Source organism: Blautia pseudococcoides (genome assembly GCF_001689125.2).
Taxonomy (GTDB): domain Bacteria; phylum Bacillota; class Clostridia; order Lachnospirales; family Lachnospiraceae; genus Blautia; species Blautia pseudococcoides.
Map to the genome: position 1 here is coordinate 4,305,483 of NZ_CP015405.2, position 21,563 is coordinate 4,327,045.

At 42.9% G+C, this 21,563-nt stretch carries 11 protein-coding genes; all 11 read left to right on the plus strand.

Features of this window, described 5'->3' with window-relative positions; translation table 11 throughout:
• Nucleotides 1-309 precede the first annotated feature (309 nt).
• Entirely contained in the window at nt 310-2,181 is a 1,872-nt protein-coding gene (gene recQ, locus A4V09_RS20380; protein ID WP_065543931.1) for a DNA helicase RecQ, read from the plus strand.
• Entirely contained in the window at nt 2,178-2,306 is a 129-nt protein-coding gene (locus A4V09_RS25815) for a hypothetical protein (RefSeq protein ID WP_274537179.1), read from the plus strand. Before recQ ends, A4V09_RS25815 begins: the two co-directional genes overlap by 4 nt.
• A gap of 518 nt (nt 2,307-2,824) precedes the next feature.
• The gene (locus A4V09_RS20385; protein WP_065543932.1) at nt 2,825-3,247 is read left to right on the plus strand and encodes a prepilin-type N-terminal cleavage/methylation domain-containing protein; all 423 of its coding nucleotides are present in this window, start codon (nt 2,825-2,827) and stop codon (nt 3,245-3,247) included.
• 33 nt (nt 3,248-3,280) lie between these two features.
• On the plus strand, nt 3,281-3,724 hold the full coding sequence (locus tag A4V09_RS20390) for a hypothetical protein (RefSeq protein ID WP_157123536.1): 444 nt from the start codon (nt 3,281-3,283) through the stop codon (nt 3,722-3,724).
• A 170-nt stretch (nt 3,725-3,894) separates the two neighbouring features.
• Nucleotides 3,895-4,674, plus strand: coding sequence for a prepilin peptidase (locus A4V09_RS20395; protein WP_065543934.1), 780 nt, complete (start codon nt 3,895-3,897; stop codon nt 4,672-4,674).
• A 55-nt stretch (nt 4,675-4,729) separates the two neighbouring features.
• Nucleotides 4,730-5,929, plus strand: a complete 1,200-nt coding sequence (locus A4V09_RS20400) for a type II secretion system F family protein (RefSeq protein ID WP_065543935.1) — start codon at nt 4,730-4,732, stop codon at nt 5,927-5,929.
• A gap of 14 nt (nt 5,930-5,943) precedes the next feature.
• Nucleotides 5,944-7,425: a type IV pilus biogenesis protein PilM gene (locus A4V09_RS20405; RefSeq protein ID WP_065543936.1), complete on the plus strand. Its 1,482-nt coding sequence runs from the start codon at nt 5,944-5,946 to the stop codon at nt 7,423-7,425.
• Nucleotides 7,422-8,138, plus strand: a complete 717-nt coding sequence (locus A4V09_RS20410) for a hypothetical protein (RefSeq protein WP_065543937.1) — start codon at nt 7,422-7,424, stop codon at nt 8,136-8,138. Before A4V09_RS20405 ends, A4V09_RS20410 begins: the two co-directional genes overlap by 4 nt.
• 8 nt (nt 8,139-8,146) lie before the next feature.
• Nucleotides 8,147-9,832, plus strand: a complete 1,686-nt coding sequence (locus tag A4V09_RS20415; RefSeq protein WP_242963877.1) for a GspE/PulE family protein — start codon at nt 8,147-8,149, stop codon at nt 9,830-9,832.
• A gap of 80 nt (nt 9,833-9,912) precedes the next feature.
• Nucleotides 9,913-10,977 (plus strand): type IV pilus twitching motility protein PilT, encoded by a 1,065-nt coding sequence (locus A4V09_RS20420; protein WP_242963878.1) that lies wholly within the window; start codon nt 9,913-9,915, stop codon nt 10,975-10,977.
• Nucleotides 10,978-11,108: 131 nt separating this feature from the next.
• Nucleotides 11,109-21,542 carry a prepilin-type N-terminal cleavage/methylation domain-containing protein gene (locus tag A4V09_RS20425; RefSeq protein ID WP_065543938.1) on the plus strand — a complete coding sequence of 3,478 codons (10,434 nt, stop codon included), beginning with the start codon at nt 11,109-11,111 and terminating at the stop codon, nt 21,540-21,542.
• Nucleotides 21,543-21,563 lie beyond the last annotated feature (21 nt).

Genomic DNA, 21,563 nt, shown 5'->3' on the forward strand with positions numbered 1-21,563 from the left:
TTTGTGGAGCGGGAAGAAGACACGTTTAACCGGAAGTGGGGCATGTTTCGTTGGTCATAAAGACCCCTTTCCCACATTTTTTCTGCTTTTTGTGGAAAACCCTGTCCATTTGGCAGTAGAATGTGTATAAATGGTTTCGTGCAAAGTTTATATCTTTATTATACTAAATTGCAGGGGAATGTAAATGAGATCAATGGATTTTGCTTGCATTTTTATGGTGTAAATGATATGGTTTGCGGGCAGACAACGAAGGAAAATAAATGGTTCTATACTTTTAGATATAGTATACAGTTAAAAGAAGGAGGCAGTATGGATAAATATCAAATACTGAAAAAATACTTTGGCTATGATACCTTCCGGGATGGGCAGGAACTGCTGATAGACAGCATTCTGTCGGGGAGGGATGTGCTAGGGATCATGCCCACAGGAGCGGGAAAATCCCTTTGTTACCAGGTGCCTGCCATGCTTATGGATGGGATCACCCTGGTGATCTCGCCTCTCATTTCCCTGATGAAGGACCAGGTGGGTTCTTTGAATCAGGCGGGGATCCATGCGGCGTTTCTGAACAGTTCGCTGACAGTGGGGCAATATTATAAAGCGCTGGATTATGCGAGACAGGGGAGATACCCCATTATCTATGTGGCGCCGGAGCGGCTGGTGACAGAGGAGTTTTTGGATTTTGCCCTTCATGCAAATATTGTGATGGTGGCGGTGGATGAGGCACATTGTGTTTCCCAGTGGGGACAGGATTTCAGGCCCAGTTATCTGAAGATTGTGGAGTTTATTAAAAAACTGCCGAAACGGCCCGTAGTGAGCGCATTTACGGCTACGGCCACCAAAGAGGTGCGGGATGATATTATGGATATTCTGCTCCTGGAGGATCCGGAGGTATTGACAACAGGGTTTGACAGGCCGAACCTATATTTTGGAGTGCAGGCTCCAAAGAATAAATATGAAGTGCTGAAAAATTATCTGGAAATGCATCCCGGTGAATGCGGCATTGTATACTGTCTGACCAGGAAAGGTGTGGAGGAAGTATGCGGAAGGCTGCGGGAGGATGGGTTTTCCGTGACCCGTTATCATGCAGGGCTTGGTGACGGGGAGAGGAAGCGGAATCAGGATGATTTTATATATGACAGGTATCAGATCATCGTGGCCACAAATGCGTTTGGCATGGGAATTGACAAGTCAAACGTAAGATTTGTGGTGCATTATAATATGCCGAAAAACATGGAGAGTTATTACCAGGAGGCTGGCCGTGCAGGACGTGACGGGGAGCCGTCGGAGTGTATTTTGCTCTATGGGGGGCAGGATGTGGTGACAAACCAACTGTTCATTGACAACAGCCAGGATAACCAGGAGCTTGACCAGGTGACACAGGAGATGGTGGCAGAGCGGGACAGGGAGAGACTTCGTAAGATGACGTATTATTGTTTTACGAATGAATGCCTGCGGGATTACATACTGCGGTATTTCGGAGAATATGGGGAGAATTACTGCGGGAATTGTTCTAACTGTCTGAGCCAGTTTGAGACTGTGGATGTGACAGAGATTGCAAAGGCCCTGATCGGGTGTGTGAAAAGCAGCAGACAGAGATATGGAACTACGGTTATTATAGACACGGTACACGGGGCAAATACGGCGAAGATAAGAAATTACAGGATGAATGAGAATCCCAATTATGGGGAGCTGGCAAAAGTGCCCACCTATAGGCTGAGACAGGTTATCAATTATCTGCTATTAAATGAGTATCTTACCGTTACCAATGATGAGTACGCAGTTGTAAAGCTGACCGTTAAATCGGAGGAGGTGCTGGCTGACGGGGTACAGATCACTATGAAAATGGCAAAAGAGCAGGAACATACATCCGGTGAGAAGAAAAAGAAGAAGAGCAGGAAAGGGCCTGCCGCCGGGTTTGCAGGAGCGGAATTTACGGAGGAAGAGGAACAGCTCTTTGAAGTGCTGCGGGGGCTTCGGACAGAAATTGCAAGGGAGGAGAAGGTCCCGCCTTATATTGTTTTCTCCGACAAGACCTTGACCCATATGTGTATATTAAAGCCGAGAACCAGAAACGCAATGTTGTCGGTTACAGGGGTGGGAGAATTTAAATATGAAAAGTACGGGGAGCGCTTTGTGGCCTGTATCAGGGATAATGTGCCGGATGACGGGGATAGTGTTTGACAGAGGATAAGGAACAGAGGTTTTTGTCTGCCGATAAGATGACGCTGAGTGAACTGGTCTCTCAGATAAATGAACTGCGTGATGAAAGCGCTGTGAAGCGTCTTACCAATAAGGCAGTGCAGTAAAAGCTGCTGGATGAAGGATATCCCGAAACATAGGGAATCGGGGGAGAAAAGGGAAAGAAAATAGGATTACAGCAGAGATGCGGGTAAGCGAAAAAGGGAATGAGTATGAGGTTCTGTATTATTCAAAGAATGCACAGAGGGCACTGCTGGAGATGATAAAGGAGGGGGAAAAGTAGGAGAAAAATTGGTTGTGAAAAAAGGCTTTGGATATTTAATTAAATTCAATTAACCTTTATGACATACAAAAGAGACGATAAGATAAATATTAAAGTGAATATTACAAATTTGCAAAAATTAAGAAAGAATTAATTTGATTGTTAATGGTTTTGTTGACAAAAGTAGTCAAAAATTATATAATAAATCAATGCAAGAGTTCGGGTAAATGCGGCATACAAGCAGTGGCTTGCAATATGATTATACGAAGAGTAAATGCAGGTTTGCTATTTTATCCGCATGTATCATCCACATTCAGGTGCAGGTATGTGGATGGAAAATAAAGTTAATGGAGGAATTCACATATGGTGAAAAAATTAAGGGAAAACCGGAAAAATAAAAAAGGTTTTACTCTGGTGGAATTGATTGTTGTTATTGTTATTATTTTGGTGCTGTCAGCGGTAATGGTACCTAATGTTCTGAAATATGTTGAAAAATCACAAAAGGCCAATTGTAAGGCAGATGCAGGTACTATTTTAGTAGACTTACAGGCACAGATTGCTGATTTATATTCAACAGAGAATATAACAGTCACTTTGCCGACAACAGCCGCAGGTGCAACAGTTACAAGTGTTGCAGCAGGCGCTACACAAGTAGTTCCTAAAAATAAAAATGAAGCAAATTATACGGTTACTGATGGAGAAGTTACATATTTTTCATACTTTAATGGGAAATTTAATGCAATTTGGACGAAAGATGTAGGCTGGTCTGGAACTTGTATGGATTAATTGAATGAACATAAGGAGGTTTCATAATTAAAAATGCAAACAGATTATGAAACTCTCACCCGCAAAACAAAATTCCGCAGACTACTAAAAATCTCCCTGCTAACGCTCCTAATCAGCATAGCTGTTCTTGCACCAGCGCTATGGTATTGGGATCAATCCATACAAATGCGGTCTGCACTGCGAAGTGCCAAAAATGTGCTCCTGAACACAGAACTGCTCTCTATACAGTACAATGGTTTAGATGAACCGCTTCTGGACAGTTCACGTGAAAGTGGAATGGCGGAGGAGGCGGAAGAGGAAGTGAAGAGTTATTCCGGTGTGGAAGGTGAAATTCATCTTGTATCTTGGGATAAAGCCAAATGCCGTGTGCTGAGCATGACATATCAGGAGGGAAAATACTTAGTAATCTACGAAGCAGATGATAAGGATTCCGGAATATGGACAATTTACCGGAAGACCCGGCATTATAAAAACTAATAACAGGAGGGGATTTCGTTTGGTATGAGCCAGGTGAAATCCCTTTTTGTCATTTCCGGGGGCAAACGTGAAATTTAATTCGGAATTGTCTTTTTAAGAGGATGAATATTCGTGTATCACCAAGAGAAGTTCGTCCTTCTAAAAAAATAATTCGGAACAAAGAGGCTGATATGGACGTATATAATAGTTATCAGGCATTCATTGCTGTATTGATATTTTTTTCGGGAACGTGTATTTTTTCTTTTCTGAACGTGATCATCTACCGTGTTCCCAGAAAAATGGATTTTGTGAGAGGACATTCTCTCTGCCCATCCTGCAGTCATCAATTGGGGGCTTTGGATTTGATTCCGCTGTTCAGTTACGTTTTCCTGGGTGGAAAGTGCCGTTACTGTAAAAAGAAAATTGGTGTCAGGGATACACTCATAGAACTTTTTGGCGGCGGAGCCGCGCTGTTCTGCGCTTGGTATTATAAGGAAAATCCGGCTGTGGCATTGACCGTGTTCCTGTTTTTCTGTATTCTGACAGTAGTGTCGTTTATGGACATAGACACCATGGAAATTGAGGACGGGAGCTGGATCGCCATATACATATTGGCTGTGGCAGCATGTTTTACAATGCCGGAAATATCCCTTGTCTCCAGGCTCATGGGGGTTGTCTGCGTGAGTATCCCCATGCTTCTTCTGACACTGGCAGTACCGGGGGCATTCGGCGGCGGGGATATTAAGCTGATGGGCGCATGCGGAGCATTTTTGGGATGGAAAATCACACTGGTTTCCGCGTTCCTTGCTATTTTACTGGGAGGAATATGGGGGATCGGACTGCTGCTTGGGAAGAAGAAAAGCAGGAAGGACCATTTCGCGTTTGGACCCTTTCTCTGTATGGGGATGGTAATCGGCCTTTTATGGGGAGAACAGATTATTTCATGGTATTTGGGATTTTTGAAAATATAACGGCTAAAGGTATGGGGATACTGTACTTTTCAACTACATATTGGGAGGCCTTTTTATGGCACAGTTTAAATATAAGGCAAGGACACTGGATGGTAAAGTAATAAAGGGCATCATGAACGTAGCTGATGACACGGAGCTGCAGCAGAAACTGCATGAACAGGACGCTTTTTTACTGAATGCCAAAGAAATGAAGAATGCAAAAGGCGTAAAGCAGTTCAAGCCTAAAGTTCTGGCGGATTTTTCAAGGCAGCTGGGTACACTGATCGCTTCCGGCGTTACGCTTGTCAGAGCCCTGAATATTATAGCCAGCGGTGAGGCGGTCAGCCAGAAACAGCGGGGAATCTATGAGGATTTACTCAGACAGATTCGGCAGGGTATTGCGCTCTCAGATGCCATGGAGGCACAGAACGGGGCGTTTCCGCCTTTGATGATTTATATGTACCGCTCAGCAGAGACCAGCGGTAATTTGGATAAAGTATCTATGCAGATGGCAGAACATTATGAGAAGAGCCACAAACTGAACTCAAAAATATCCAGTTCTATGACATATCCTAAGATATTGGGGATTATGGTGGTAGCAGTTGTACTGATACTTACTAAATTTGTGCTTCCCCAGTTTGAAGAGCTGTTCGCCCAGATGGAAGAGCTGCCCCTGTCTACCAGGATTCTCATGGGGTTCAGTGATCTCCTGCAGAACCACTGGATCATAGTGCTGGTAGTGGTGATACTTCTCATTGTAGGTGTCAGAGCACTGCTGTTTATTCCGAAGGTGCGCCTGCAGTGGCACAGGTTTAAACTGAAAGTACCTCTGTTTGGAAAGCTGCAGAAGACAATCTGTACATCGAGGTTTGCAAGGACATTGAGTTCTCTGTATTCCGCGGGTATCCCCATTGTCTCAGCGCTGCAGATCGCAAGGAAGACAATCGGAAATGATTATATAGATGCCCAGTTTGATCAGGTGATCCCCTTTGTAAGAGCAGGTAATAATCTGAGTGACGGCCTGGATTTGGTAGATGGATTTGTAAGAAAACTGTCCGACTCCATACGGGTGGGGGAGGAGACGGGAAGTCTGGATACCATGTTGTCCTCAACTGCAGATTTTATGGAATATGATGCAGATATGGCAATTGCAAAAATGGTTTCTTATGTTGAGCCGATCATGCTTTTGGTTATGGGCGTGATCGTGGCATTTGTTATGGTATCTGTATTCAGTGCACTTTATGGTTCTTATGATTCCATTGCAGGAATGTCTTAGAAAGGGGAAACAACATGCTGACCGTATATTTATCGAATAAATACATAAGGATAGTGACAGGTGATTATTCCTCCGGAAAAGTGAGTGTCCGGGGGATGTACTATACAATTGACACCACAGGATGTCTGGTGAACGGGGCTATTGTGGATGAGGAAAGCCTGCTTGAACTGCTGCGGGAACAGTGGGAGGTGCAGAACCTGCCCAAAAAAGATGTCTATCTGGTGCTGGACAGCAACCAGTTTACGGCGAAGGTTGTGCAGGTACCGGTATTGAATGAAAAGAAAATGATGGAATACCTGAGCCGTGAATTTACGGATGTGGGGAGAATATCCAGTCCGGTTTACGGCTATTTTCAGTTACATGGGGAGGATAAAAAGGCAAAGATACGGAAGGTATTTGCCATGGCAGCACCCAGGGATTATGCCATACAGTTTGTTGAGTTGTTTGCGAAGCTGGGTGTGAAGCTGTCCGGAATTGAATGTGCCAATGGGTCCATGATACGGCTTTTGGATAAGATGGAGCAGCTCAAAGGAAAAACCTGTATTGTCCAGTTTGTGGATGAGATGAACCTGACCAATGCGCTCTTAGTTGAAGGCAGGTATGAGACCTTTAACAAAAAGAGACTCTTCTCAGAGCCGGGGACACCCGGATATGCGGTGGAGACAGCCAGGGCTGTCAGTAATCTGATCCAGTTTGCAAAGGCGCAGAATATACCGCAGAAGATAACGGATGTGTATGTTGCGGGGTTGTCAGATGAGGACTACATTGTTTATGAGGACAGCATAGCCCAGATCAATGCGGATCTGGGTGTGGATAAACTGGAAAGCAGCAAATATTTTACATACGCCAAGACAAATGACCCATATATCAGCTTTGCCAATTTTGCACTGGCTATTGGCGGAATGCTGAAGACAGATCCGAAAACAAATGTGGCGGCTCAGATTAAATATACACCGGAACAGATAGAGAGAAGAAAAGCCAGAAGAAAGATCACAGTTCCGGTGGGGGTAATTATAGGCGTGTTAGTTCTGGTATCTCTTGTGCTGCTGGTGAGAAAAATTATGCTGACCAATGAATTGAAAGCATTGGAGGATTTTAATCAAAGTGCTTCTGTCCTTGAAGCGTGTCAGGAATATGATGCGGCCCAGGAAAGAATGTCAGCTATATCAGCCATCCACACAGGCATGGAATCCCTTGGCGTGGAACTGGAGGAATATCCTCTTGTGGACAGCACAGTGGAGTATACCATCGTAGCCTGCGCAGAAGGACTGGTATCTGCGCAGATCAGCTCCTATGATTCCACAACGGGAATACTGAGCTTTAATACCAGTGCAGGGGATGTGGAGCAGATCAACCAGTTTATTGCGCTGCTTATGGAAAAGGAGATCTTTGCGTCTGTGGATTACACCGGATACTCACAGAACCAGGACGGAGACTGGAGTGTGAAAGTGAACTGCACGATGGCCCCGGTACAGCAGGAGGTAGCAGAGGAATGACACTGAAAGTAACGGAGAGAGACAAAAAAATATTGCTGGTATTGGCCGTTTTTCTTATTATGTTCGGCCTGATCGCAGGGATTCTGATGCCTCTGATGGAAAATACGCAGAAGCTGGGGGAAGAGATCGCGGAGGCAGAGGTGGAAAAGCAGGAGAAAGAAATGAAAGTGACAGCACTGCCCGGGATGAAAAACAGAATGGAAAAGGCGGAAACGGAACTGGCTGCCATGCAGGAAAAGTATTACCCTGTGATGAAAAGTGTGGAGATTGACCGTATGATGACCAACACAGCAGTAAACTGCGGCATACAGGTTTCAGATATGGACATTAAAATGCCTGACTTTACAGCGTATACCACGATTCTGAACTACGGAGATATTATATTTGGCGCGGAGCAGGAAAACAGTGAGGAGACACCCTTTGACGGTATGTATACAGCCAGTCTTACTATGAACATGACTGGCTCCAGGGAAAATCTGCAGGCCATGCTGGATGTCACCGTCAGTCAGAAGCCCAGACAGAGGGTGACTGATTTTTCATGGCAGAAGAACCAGAAGGAAGGCAGCAGTGAATACACATTGAGTATGTCAGTTGAAATATATATGTATCAGGATGTTGAGATGTATGTGCAGGAGCGGCTTTTAGGGGAAGCTCTTGAAAATATGGAGACAGAAACCGGGACAGAAGGAAACAGTGAGGCAGAGGAGCAGTAGGAGTTATCATGGACAATAATATCAGAAATGTTCGTATCGGAGACGTTTTGAAAGAATACGGATATGTCACGGAAGAACAGATAAGCGCAGCCCTGGCTTATCAGAAAGAGCATAAAGGGGTACGTCTGGGAGCTGCCTTGACGGATATGGGATTTATTTCAGAGGAGCAGCTTTTGGAGGCACTGTCCACACTTCTTCAGGTGCGGATCATTGATATTTCCACAATTGAGGTGGATGTGGAAGCTGTACAGAAGATTCCCAGGCAGCTAGCGGAAAAATATGAGATGCTGGCTGTAAAACAGGCGGAAGGTGTACTGACCATTGTTCTGTATGACCCGCTTAATTTCTATGCTATTGAGGATATCCGACAGCTCACGGGTATGCAGCTTGAAATCTGCCTAAGCGGCCGAAGCAGCCTGAAAAATGCCATTGGTTATTACTACAGTGAGGTGGAAGCCAGAAAAGCTGCAAGTGTGGCAAATGAACAGTTCGAGGATCTGGCCCTTACGGATGAGTTTAATATAGACGAGGAGGGAGATGATGACACTCCCATTATCAACCTGCTCAGCCGTTTGATCGACAGGGCATATAATACAAATGCGTCAGATATCCATATCGAACCATTTGAGGATAAGACTACAGTCCGTATGCGTATTGACGGTGTGATCGTAGAATTTGTGACACTGCAGAAAAACCTGCATGCGTCTTTGATCGCGAGGATCAAGATTTTAGGCAACATGGATATTGCAGAGCGGAGAGTTCCCCAGGACGGGCATTTCAGAATGAGGGTGGCAGGAGAATATGTGAATATCCGAGTGTCTGTGATTCCCACAGTGTTTGGGGAAAAGGCCGTGCTCAGACTGCTTGCCAATAACTCCAACATAGATTATCCGGAAACTTTTGGTATGCACGAGGGTGATTACAAGAAATTGAAGAGTATGCTGGGGTCTCCAAATGGGATCATTTATTTTACAGGACCTACAGGCTCCGGAAAAACCACCACACTGTATATGATACTTACAGGGCTGTCTAAACGTGCAGTGAATATTTCCACCATAGAGGACCCGGTGGAAAAGAACCTGCCTAAAATCAACCAGATGCAGGTAAACAATCAGTCTGGACTGACTTTTGAGATTGGTCTGCGGGCGTTGCTGCGTCAGGACCCCGATATTATCATGGTAGGTGAAACCAGGGATGTGGAGACTGCATCCATTTCAGTCCGTTCGGCAATTACCGGTCATCTGGTGTTTTCCACGCTTCATACGAATGATGCGTCGTCTTCGATCATCAGACTGGAGGATATGGGGCTGCAGCCTTATATGGTTGCTAACTCGCTGGTAGGGATCATCGCGCAGAGACTTATGAGGAAAATATGTCCTGACTGCGGGGAGGAGACCGCTCCCACTGCGGAGGAGAGACAGGTCGTGGGGCCGGATATCAAGAAAATCATGCATCCTAAGGGATGTCCACAGTGTAACTATACGGGATATAGAGGAAGGATCGCGATCCATGAAGTGCTGCTGATAGACAGGACTGTCCGTAAGATGATCATGGAGGGGGCTTCTGCGGAGGCCATACAGGATTATGCTGTTGAGAAGCAAAATATGAAGACACTGAAGGATGCCGGACTGAGTATGGTTCAGGAGGGGGTCACAAGTGTGGAAGAACTGAAAAAGGTAGCGTATTACAAATAGACAGGCGGAAACAGTGCGGTTGTTTGGTCAGTGTATATGCAGACTGTTAAATGCAGAACAGGATTTCGGCAGAAATGAAAATGGAGGGCAAAGTAATGTATGATCTGAATCAATTAATAATGATGGGAAGGGAGGAGAATGCTTCTGACCTTCATATTTCTGCGGGAATGCCGCTTATGATGCGTGTTCATGGAAAGCTGGAACAGACACTTGCACAGCCGGATGACCATGAGACAGAGCTTATGCTGTATGGCCTTTTGGATGAGAGACAGAAGGAACGTCTGGCAGAGGGATATGATATTGACTTTGCGCTGGAAACTCCGGACCACAACAGGCAGAGGGTGAATGTGTTCCGGCAGCAGGGGAAGATTGCAGCTACTATACGTCTGCTGAATAATCATATCCCCACTTTGGAGGAACTGCATATGCCCCAGCTTCTGTACAAACTGGCTGAGGAACCCAGAGGGCTGATCCTGGTCACAGGGCCTACGGGAAGCGGTAAGTCAACCACATTGGCAGCAATGATCGAACACATTAACCAGACAAGGGCAGAGCATATCATAACCATAGAAGATCCGGTTGAGTACACGTATGAGAGTAAAATGGCTCTGATACACCAGAGAGAGACAGGAAGAGATGTGATTGATTTTGCATCTGCGCTGCGAAGTGCACTGCGTGAAGACCCGGACATTATCTTGGTGGGAGAGATGCGTGACTATGAGACCATCATGGCTGCGCTGACTGCGGCTGAGACAGGACATCTGGTGCTGTCAACGCTCCATACCACAGGTGCGGCACAGACGATTGAGCGTGTGATTGACGCGTGTCCTTCAGAAAGCCAGAATCAGGCAAGAACACAGCTGGCAGGAGTTTTAAAGGGTGTTATCACCCAGTGTCTGATGCCTGTGCCGGATGGCAGAGGAAGGATCCCAGGAACAGAGATTCTTCTAGGTACTGATGCGATCACGAATCTGATCCGTGAGAATAAGAGCCATCAGATGAGTAGTATGATGCAGTCAGGCGGTGCTTCGGGTATGCATACGCTGAATATGGATCTGATGAGACTTGTGCGGGAAGGGTATATAACAAAGGAGACGGCGGTCCAGTATACTAATGATAAAAGGGATTTGGAACAGTATTTCTAGGATCATGTCCGGCCGGTGGCCGGTGCGGGCAGTCCGGTAGTTGACTGGCAGAAGCAGTGTGCGTATTTGTATTAACAAACGTTTCTGCAGGGATACCAGATGTGGGCTTGAATAAGGAATGAGTGGATCAGATGGAAAAAGGGGTATTGTACAGGAAAATTCACAAAAATAGAACAGACAGGAACAGAAACCAGGGTGGATATACGCTGGTTGAACTTATTGTGGTCATTTGTATTGTGCTGATACTGGCTGGAGGGGCAGTGTTTGGCGTGATGACGTGGATCCGGTGGTCGCAGTTTAAGGAGCAGAATGAGTATGCGAAGACGTTGTTTAGTGCAGCGCAGAATCATTTGACGGAATATAGTGAGAATGGGCAGCTTGGCGTGCTGCAGCAAGTTCTATATGAAAATGAAGACTATAGAAATCAGGTAAAGGTGAATGAATTAGTGAATGACGAGGGCGGGAAATATAGCCTTGATTCCTTATGGCCAGCCAGCCAGGGAAAAACTGACAAAGAGAAATACAGAGGTGAGATCTGTTATCTTAAAGGCGATGCTCAGACATTCAGACAATATCAGGAGTACAAGACTGGCAATGGAGATAAACCAGATGTTGAAATTATTGCATTATACGATCTGCTTTTACCATATGTATATGATTCTTCTATACTGAATGCGGCTGTTTGTGTGGAATTCACTCCGGAAGACGGACAGGTCTTTTCTGTTCTGTATAGTAATAAAAATGAAAAGTTTGAATATGGCAATGTAAATAAAAAGGGAACCGTTGATATTACTAACCGGGAATATAGTGTCCGTAAAAAGAATCTAGTGGGGTATTATGGTGTTGACACATTGTCAAAAGCTACTAGTACAAAAGCGCAGAAGCCATCACTGACTGATGTTAAGTTAAATAACGGGGATACTTTGAACCTGTCCTTCAGGCTCAGCAAGGTAAAAGAAGCTCTTACAGCAATGACATATGAAATTACAATATGCCATAAGGATACTAAAGATAAAAAGCTGGTCATCCAGCTGGACGGAACAAAGCTGCAGAGAAAAGATGCTGAGAGCAGGGAACCGGTCATATGTAAAGTGAGTAAATACAATAATACCGGGAAGCGGCTGGAATCCAGGGAATTCCCTGTTTTGGCCTGGCTGGAGGAAAATGAGACTGTAAGAGTGATTTTAGATGCAGTGGACTTGAGTGCGTCCAGTGCATGTTATAATTATGCAATTGATTTAATTAACGCGGAAGATCCTAAGGGTACGTCTGATGTCTATGAGACATTTAAGAATTCCTACAGCTTTCATCGTTTTGGTGTAAATACGGAAGACATTTTCTGTACGGTTAAAGGTTCAGGTGCTTACTATAAACCGACAGCAAAGAAGCAGAGCAATAGTACAAACACGTATTTTGCTTCTTATAAAGACACAGAAAATAATGACGACAGCAGTACATATACATATTCCTTAACAAGTATAAGACATTTATATAATATTCGTTATCTGGAAGATAAAACAGAGGAAAAAAAAGAAATGCAAGTGATACATAATGTATATCAGCTTGCCAATAATATTGACTGGAAAAAATTTATATCAGAAGGAAATCTGTATGATACAGACCGGGTTTATAAGAAAGAGAAAAAAGAAGGAAAATTATCATCTGTTTCTCCCATAAAGGAGGCAAATACGGCGTTCCCTTCCATTATACAATTAAAGTCTACATCAACCTTAGAAAGTAAAGGGGATAAAGCATACTCTATAAGCGGTATGACGCTGCTGGAAAGTTCTAATAGTAAAGTGGGTTCTTATGGTACAACAGATATTGCAGGAACGATCCAAAATGTAAAAAATGGGCCTGTCGGTTTATTTATTCAAAATAACGGGGCAATACATAAGCTTATATTGGATCAAATTACAGTGAATGGCACAAATTCAGTAGGGACTTTTTCTGGAAAAAATGCAGGGCAGTTATCAGAGCTTACAGTCAATAATAGTGAAGAGGAGAAAAGTCCAAGCATTGTGTCAGGTGTATCTAATGTTGGTGGAATCACAGGAGAACAGATAACAAAAAGCAATGCTGGTCCAGCAGAACTTAAGGCGCTTGTCAACCGTGCAGCTGTGACAGGAGTCACGTACGCCGGTGGTATTGCAGGTCGTTTTCAGGCAGATGAAACTAACAGCATTTTGGTCAAAAACTGCACCAATTATGGAATTGTGGAAGCTGTGCCGTTTAATGAAAAAGGTCAGACTAATGCGGCTACAGCTAAGTATATCGGGGGGATCACAGGACTATGCGATAATAAGACTGACGATGAGAAGCAGCTGCAAATAAAGAATTGTACCAGTTCGCCCCAATATACATCTTTAGAAATAGAGAATTTGCTTCAAAAGGGTAATGAAGAGATTCTTACTGCAAAATTAAACGGAGTGTACGTTGGAGGGATTGCGGGATATAACAGAAACAGCCTGATAGAAAACTGCAATACGGAACAGGAAAAAAACAGAGAAGGATTTATCTTTGGATTTCAGTTTGTGGGTGGAATCGTTGGATATAATGAAAGCAAGGCTGTATCGCTGGATGGAAAAGAAAATGTAAACGAAGCAAATGTAATTGGTAACAGCTATGTGGGTGGAATAAGTGGATGTAACAGCGGCAGCTTAGGCGAAAACGCCGGCATTCAAATCCCCGATCTTGAGAGAGATGAAAGTAAAAAAATATCAAATTGGATAAATAAAGGAATTATTGCCGCCAGTGGAGATTATGTGGGGGGTATCACAGGTGTCAACACAGGCATCATTGAGAATTGCAGCAGTGAGGTAACCTCAGATAATACAGCAAGGAAGATCACGGATGCACAGACCCTGCATGGCGACTATGCAGGTGGAATTGCAGGTTATAATAATGGAAGTATCAGGGCAGCAGAACCGGGTCAGGACTATTTCAGGAAAACAATTCCGCTAGTCAGTTATATTGCAGGAAACAATTATGTGGGCGGAATTGTAGGATATAATGATGTGGAAGCAAGAGTGGAAGACTATACACTTGCAGGAGGATATATTAAAGGGTCGGGTACTTTTGTAGGCGGATACGTGGGGCTGAATGCATCTAAAGCGTTGTTGGAGGATCAGGTATTAGTATCGAACCCGAATGTAGTTACAGGTAATTATTGTGTCAGTGGCATAATAGGAGGAAATATTGTAGCATCAAATGAAAACATCCGGGCTGAATTTAATTCAGACAATTTTTTGGGGAATGTAGACGCAACCGCTTTTACAGGTGGGTTTATAGGTTATAATCAGCTTTTACAGGGCAATGCAGATGAGGAAAAAGATAGGGATAAGACTGGAGCCTTAGCAAAAGAGATTATAGAGGAGATGGAAGCGTCTGGGAATATTTTAGAAGAGGTTGTACAAGAAATATCCGATGTATCAGGCGAAGAAACGGAGAACCGCCTTACGATAGAAGGTTTGGAGGATAACTCCGATCAATTGATCAAATTTGGAAGTCTAAATGCGGATATCTATGTGGGAGGTGTAGTAGGGTATAATACTCCGGATACCAGGCTTACGATCGCTAATGTTGTAAATAAGACACCGGTGACAGCAAGAAAAGGGATTACAAACTCTGAGAAGAGGCCTGAAGGCAACGAATCTGTAGAGGAAGAATTTTCATTTTCTTATGCTGGAGGGGTTATTGGTAAGGTCGAAAAGTATGTGATAGTGGATAACTGTAGTAATCAGGATGTGGGGGATGTGACAGCGCAGGGAACATATCTGGGAGGTATCTGTGAGGTTAATGAGGGCTTAATTAAGAAGTGCAGTGTATCCAGTATTGGAAGTGCTGATCGTAGTTATGTTGGAGGCATTGCAGGATTAAATAAGGGAACTGTGGAGGATTGTAGATTTACGGATAAGACGATTACAGGTAAAGATTATGTAGGTGGGATTGTATCAGAAAATTATGGCACCATTAAGACACCATACCTGTTCCAGGCCAATGTAGTTGCCACTGGGGATTATGTAGGTGGTGTGGCTGGTTATAATTATGATAGTGGTGTTATCTTGCTTAATGAGAGAAGGCCTGAGGATGTAAAGATCAATGATCTGGCTATTGCCAGTGTCAGTTCATCAGGTGATTATATTGGCGGCGTTACGGGTAAAAACCATGGAAACCTGAATAATGACTATAGTTTTGCTCTATCCGGCAGTGTAAATGGCAACAAAGTTGTAGGAGGATTTGCAGGTAGTAATATGGATCACCCCATGCAAGGGCTTACAAATAATGCGTCGGTTACTGCTGTTAACGGAACCGTAGGTGGAATCGGTGGTGAATCATCAGGGGTCATAGAGGAATGCTGGAATAACGGCATCATATCGTCTACAAAGTCAGGTGTAGCAGGTGGTATCGTTTCATTTAATAATAGTAGTATAAAAAATTGTACTGATACCCAGATTGTAACAGCATCTAATGGAGACTGCGGAGGCATTGCCGCGGAAAACAATGGAAAGATTACGGGGAGTAAAGTAGAAGGCAGGATCACATTCAGTGGAAATGAAAATATCGGTGGGTTGGTAGGGAGAAATAATAAAAAAGGTTTAATTGAAAACTGTACAATACGTGATATTACCGTTGAGAATATGGATAACAGCGGTTCCAGCAATATAGGCGGAATAGCAGGAATCAACAGCGGGGAAATCAGGTTAGGCAGTAACGCAGTTCAAAATGCAAACGTGTATTCCTATACTTCTAAAAGTAATTTAGGGGGAGTAGCAGGGATCAACAACACGGAAAGCCAAATCAGTGGTGCGGAATTGGCAGATGTTATGATAGGATTTGCCGGTAACAATGCCACCTATGCTAATATGGGAGGTATTACAGGGGCTAACTATGGTTTTATTGAAAAATGCACTGTGGCTGCAGATATAACCGGTAATATGGGCAGTACGGATACGGGGTATGGCGGTATAGCCGGAGTGAATGAATCGAGTATTTTAAAATGCAGTTATGATGGGATGTTAAAGGCCAATGGTTCTGCAGACAATTTGGTAAACATGGGAGGGATAACCGGCAAGAATAATGAGAACGGTAATATTAGTTATTCTTATATAGGTTTGGCAAAGAACACCACAATTGAATCGGGATTTCAAAATGGCAACGTGGCTATGGGATATGTAGGCGGCCTGGTGGGATGGAATTATGGTAAGATCATGGATTGCGATAACGCTAGCATGTCTCAGAAAGAAGTAAAAGTGATTAATCGTGCAGGCCATACCGGTGGTATTGTCGGCAATAATGTAAAAGGCGCCGTGGTTACCGGAAGCAGAGAGGAATTGCTGTCTACAGGAAAGAAATGGTCTGTAGAATCCACGTACTATACTAATGATGCAGGAACCGGTGGTATTATGGGATACAGTTCCTCTGGCAGAGACATAAGTTATGTGGCTAATTATGCGGATGTCAGTGTTAATAAAAACAGTTCAAATGTCACTGGTGGCGGCTTAATAGGCCGAATGGAAAACAACGAGAATGGAGCCATGAAAATAGCTTATTATGAGAATTACGGTGATGTAAAAGGGATTCTCGTTGGGGGCGCTATTGGGCGTGTAAAATATAAAGGGGCATCTTTTGAGAAGTGCGTAAACTATGGGGATATAGAGGCCGGTAAAGTGGGTGGTACATCTATAGCGGCAGGTTTAGTTGCCTCATTTTATGCAAATGATATAACCATGGATATGCCAATCTCTATATTTACAGCATGTAAAAATTTCGGTGATATTACAAGTGTTGACCAAGCAGGAGGAATTACGGGACATACCAATCCATTAAAGACAATTACTATTAAATATTCTGACTGTGTTAATGAAGGCTGTATAAAAGGCAGCACAGCAGGAGGAATAGGGGCGGTAATAAACAGTGCAAATACATATTTTTATCGCTGCAGAAACTATGGTAATAGTTCTGATTCCGGTTTTTATGGTATTGTACCCCAGACAAGTTACAAGAGAATACAGGATGCCTTTAGTATCACAAATAAGGGTGGTTTGGCAAAAAGCGGTGGCACCATTGAAGAATCTTATTATTTCTCTGGGAGATCATCCGCTGGAGTTAAATTAACTGTAAATGCCCAATCGGGGTTATATACTATTTACAATTCTAATAAAAAATTTCAACTGACAGGATTAGTGAATAACCCTCAAAATAGCTTTAATGACGCTTCCAAGTTTACTTTTATTGAGGAAGAAAAAGGTCCACGTCAGCTTATTTACGAGGAAATAGACCCTAAAATTGTTGAGTATTATAGAGGTAAGACTGCAGCATTAGATTCACCGGATTCACCGACAGGTCTGACAATGCAGAATAAGTCAGGTGTTTTAGTAGTGAAATGGGGACACAAAAACAGCACTTATGATAAGGATCAATTGGTATACAGGGTGATTGATACAAAGGATAATGACCGGGAAGTTTTCAGCAATTTTGAAGATCCTATGGATATTTCTTATGGTATTGAGTTTTACGGTATGCAGATTCCTGTTGAATATTATGGATATAAGATGGAGGCATATGTAAGAACGGTCAGTGGAAAATATAATGAAGAGGATTATAAAAAAGAAATATACGGACCGGACAGTGGCAGGCGTCAGCCAGGGGCATCTGCCTGGGTGAAGGCGGAGACGTCTGTAAAAGAACCATTACCAGAGCCTAAAATACATATAGAGCTGGCTGCATACGGACAAAACGGTGGGTGTAATGCCCAGAGTTTTGTGGCTGTTCTGGATAATAAGGAGGATTATTCAGGAAGCAAAGCTACAAAGATAAATATAAGTTTATCTAATGGAAATAGTTTTTCAATTAACACTGCTAATGGAAAATCTGTAGCAAATACATCTCTGCAAAATATAAATGAAAATCAGATAATAACTGCATATGCGGTGGCTGCAGGTGATTATTCTGAATCCGGTCGTGTAACTTTGCAATGTGCGTTTTATGGAGTAAACGCGCTGAAAAATAATAATTATGTGACATCTGTTTTTTCGGAATTCTATGGAGATAGGACCGGAAATTTATACAACCAGATAAATATGACAAAAGCAAATAATGTGACAGAATTATATATGAATTCCGAATTAGTAGTAAAGGATTACAGATTTAATGATATGGCAGAGAACCAAGTATTAACTTGCGATATTGCAGTTGCAGCAGGCGTCTCCCATGTAACACAGAATTCAGGAACTATGACGAGTAATCTGAATAATCTACCGGAAGATTTATTGGACTATAAAAATATAACGGTGCGTACATATCCCTGGCAGAACCAGTCATATGTCTGTTGGTATGGCCACCCGGTGAAAAATGGAATAACTGAGACCGAATTGATATCTTATATGAAAAACGGTGATCTTCTGGACAAAGAAAGACAGAATAGTCCTATTTTTACAACAGGTTCAGATAATACAAAGATTTCTTTAAAAGCAGGATATGTTATAAGGCGTAATAGTGATGGGACATATGAAGTGATCTATAGTGCTATTCTTGCCAACAATGATTACAGCAGGCAGGTTAAGAGCCGTAATTACGTTGTTTCAGATGATAAGAGCAAGGTAACGGCAGCAAATCCGGCATATGACAGAGCTATCCAGCCATCCCCTGTTATAAGTAAAATATATCCTCTTAGGAGCGATGGGAAATCATATAATTTTGTATGGGATGAAGGAAAAGCAGATAAAAATGCAATATATGATCTGCAGTTGCGGGGTGTTACGAATGATGGAACAAAGGTACTGTTAAAGGCAGTCACTGTAAATAGTGAAACACCGGACAGTTATCATGCAGAAGGGAACGCCTACTGGACTTATACATTCCAGGACAACGAGGAGGTGTGGAATTATCCAAATATTGTATTATCAGTAGCACACGTGGGTGCCACTGACGGAAATAATAAGACTCTGAAATTTCCTTCCAGAAGCGAACAATCATTTGATATACATTTGAAACTTTCACAAGTATCAAGGCCCACAGTCCTTCTTCATAAAAATGATAGTGAGGTAGAGAAAAACTCTCTTAGTTATGATATTACCTGGAATCAGGTACCTACTGCAGAACGCGGGCATATAGGTGGATATGAGATAACGGTCAACCGCTCAAGTAGGGATAATGAAGCTACATCAAAGTATGATAAAAAAGATGACTTTGATAAAGACCTTGAAAAGTATAAGCAGTCATATGAAAGCAAAGGCGGAGATGTAACAGAGGAGGCTGGAAACCAAAACGCGGTTTATGTGTGGAAGGAAAATAAAAACGGTGGGACAGTAGAAAAAAGAATGGAATTGGGCTGGACGCAAACACCTGAACTTACCATATCAAAAAATCTTACAGAGATATGGACATTCAATATGGAAGAAGGAGATAAGGAAAAAAATACTATAACCAGAATGCTGGATTTAAATGATTATGAGAGGGGCGAATTATTGGAAATTTCTGTCCGTGCATTGTCAGCGCTTGGCAATACTGTTTATCGAAATGGTCCTGATGGTGTAGTGAGAGAAATGACATTGCCCAGCCGTCTTATAGTGCCTGACGTTTCCGGGATAGAATCTACGCCTCAATATAAAAAACATGAGGATGGAAAAACAGATACATATATGACGAAGAACCAATTTACCGAAGAAGGGATTTCTTTATCTTTAGAGGATGAGCATGAAAATCTCTATCAAGGAAAATATCAGATTGCAATGGCTGTATATGAGGAACCTGTTGAGGAGGATATAGCAGATACATCCGCAAAAACACCAGGAGATGCACCTCAGGGAGACAGTACTTCGGATTACTGGAATTCAGGCAGCGGATTGATCAAAACGCTGGTCACGAAAGAGTCACAGACAGTTATGAATGGAAATTTCAGCAGTTCTTCATATGTATTAAAAGGAATTAATACTGAGTATGCAGGGAAATGGCTGAAAATAGCACTCAGGAGTATATCGGAAAGTAATATTAGTTCCTGGTGGTCTGATGAGGATGATGCCACAGAAAAAACTGTAAATTACAAATGGATTCATATACCAAGGGTTCAGGTGGAAGAAACACAGCAGTCTGAAGGGATAAAAACAATATATTATGATAATCACGGAGGATGGACACTGGATAATCTTGTGACACATATTCCCGTGGAACACAAATCGTTAAAGTTTGAGGGGCGCCTTTTTGCAGATGGATATCGTATACAAAGAATAAGGGCTGCTTCTGATACTGATATTGATCAGGATGTTCATTATACCGCATATGGAGTAGATTGGATTTACCTGGAGCCGTCAGGTGATGGAGGATATCATGTGTACTGTAACTCATCGGCACAGGATGTTGGGATAGGGAATATTCAAAATGAAGCCCCGGCCTGCTGGCAAGATGATACGGCTGTGTATTGGACTACCATTTATAAAGGGGATTTTGCGGAACTTCCATTTACAGAAAATGCATGGGAATCTTCGGATGCCACAGAGCCTATTGAGGTTCGTTCCTTTATAGAATGGGAAGAAAGCACAGAGGAGAATATTCCGGTATTTACATTTGTCCTTTTAGATGCTGAAAAAATCAATGGATCTGTATATGATAAGAATTTATTTACATCACAGGTATCCGTACAGGCTGTAGTTTCAGGGTCTGAGGATGATGGAAATCTTACAAGGTATGAAAACTCACCGATATCACTTTGGTTCCGTTATAAACAGGAGCCGGATCTCTGGCTTACAGACACCACCACATTAACGGATTATGCGCCGGAACCAATGATAGATTTGTTATGCGAAGTTTCTTCCTACAGGGATATCGCATACCAAATTACGGATACGGGAAAAAACAGAAGGGTTTATCAGATAGAGATCACGAACCCTGAAGATGGTTCAGTTCTTGATAAGAGGTATATAAGTGCTTATGGTGCAGGTATTGATCCTGTAAGTATACTTCTGCCTCTCCGGGAGGACATATATGCCCAATATGCAGGGAAATATATTTCTGTGCGGGCTGCAGAAATTGTATCAGAACAAGGGCTGGGCAGATGGAGTGAATGGACACAGCCTGCAATATTGCCTGACTTAACAATACCGCGTCCGGAAGTGGAACAACAGGACAGCAGTATGGATGCATATGTAACGGAGAGCAGTGGTTTTGAAGACCGTGGGATGGTTTCTATCCAGGCAACAAAACTATGCTGGACGTATGATCAGGAGACCGATGCTAAGTTAGAGGGATATGAAATAGAGATTGGAACCGGTCCTGCATCAATAAAGATATGGAGGGATTCGAGTGGATCCTGGTGTTATCAGACAGGGGATGGTGGACAGGAGTATATCCGTAAGGGAGAACCTGCCAGACTTATAACGCTTGTCTCACAGGTGACAATAAATGAATCATCTTATGAACTATCAACTGATATAAACTTAACAGCAACAGCGACAGAGAATGGAATGGAATTTACGGTTACAACTCCGTTCCCAAATGTTTTGTTTACGTTTAATCATGAACAGATAGAGGCTGTTTTTGACTCTTCTGTATCTATATTGCCAATATAAGCTTATTAGGAAAGGACACCA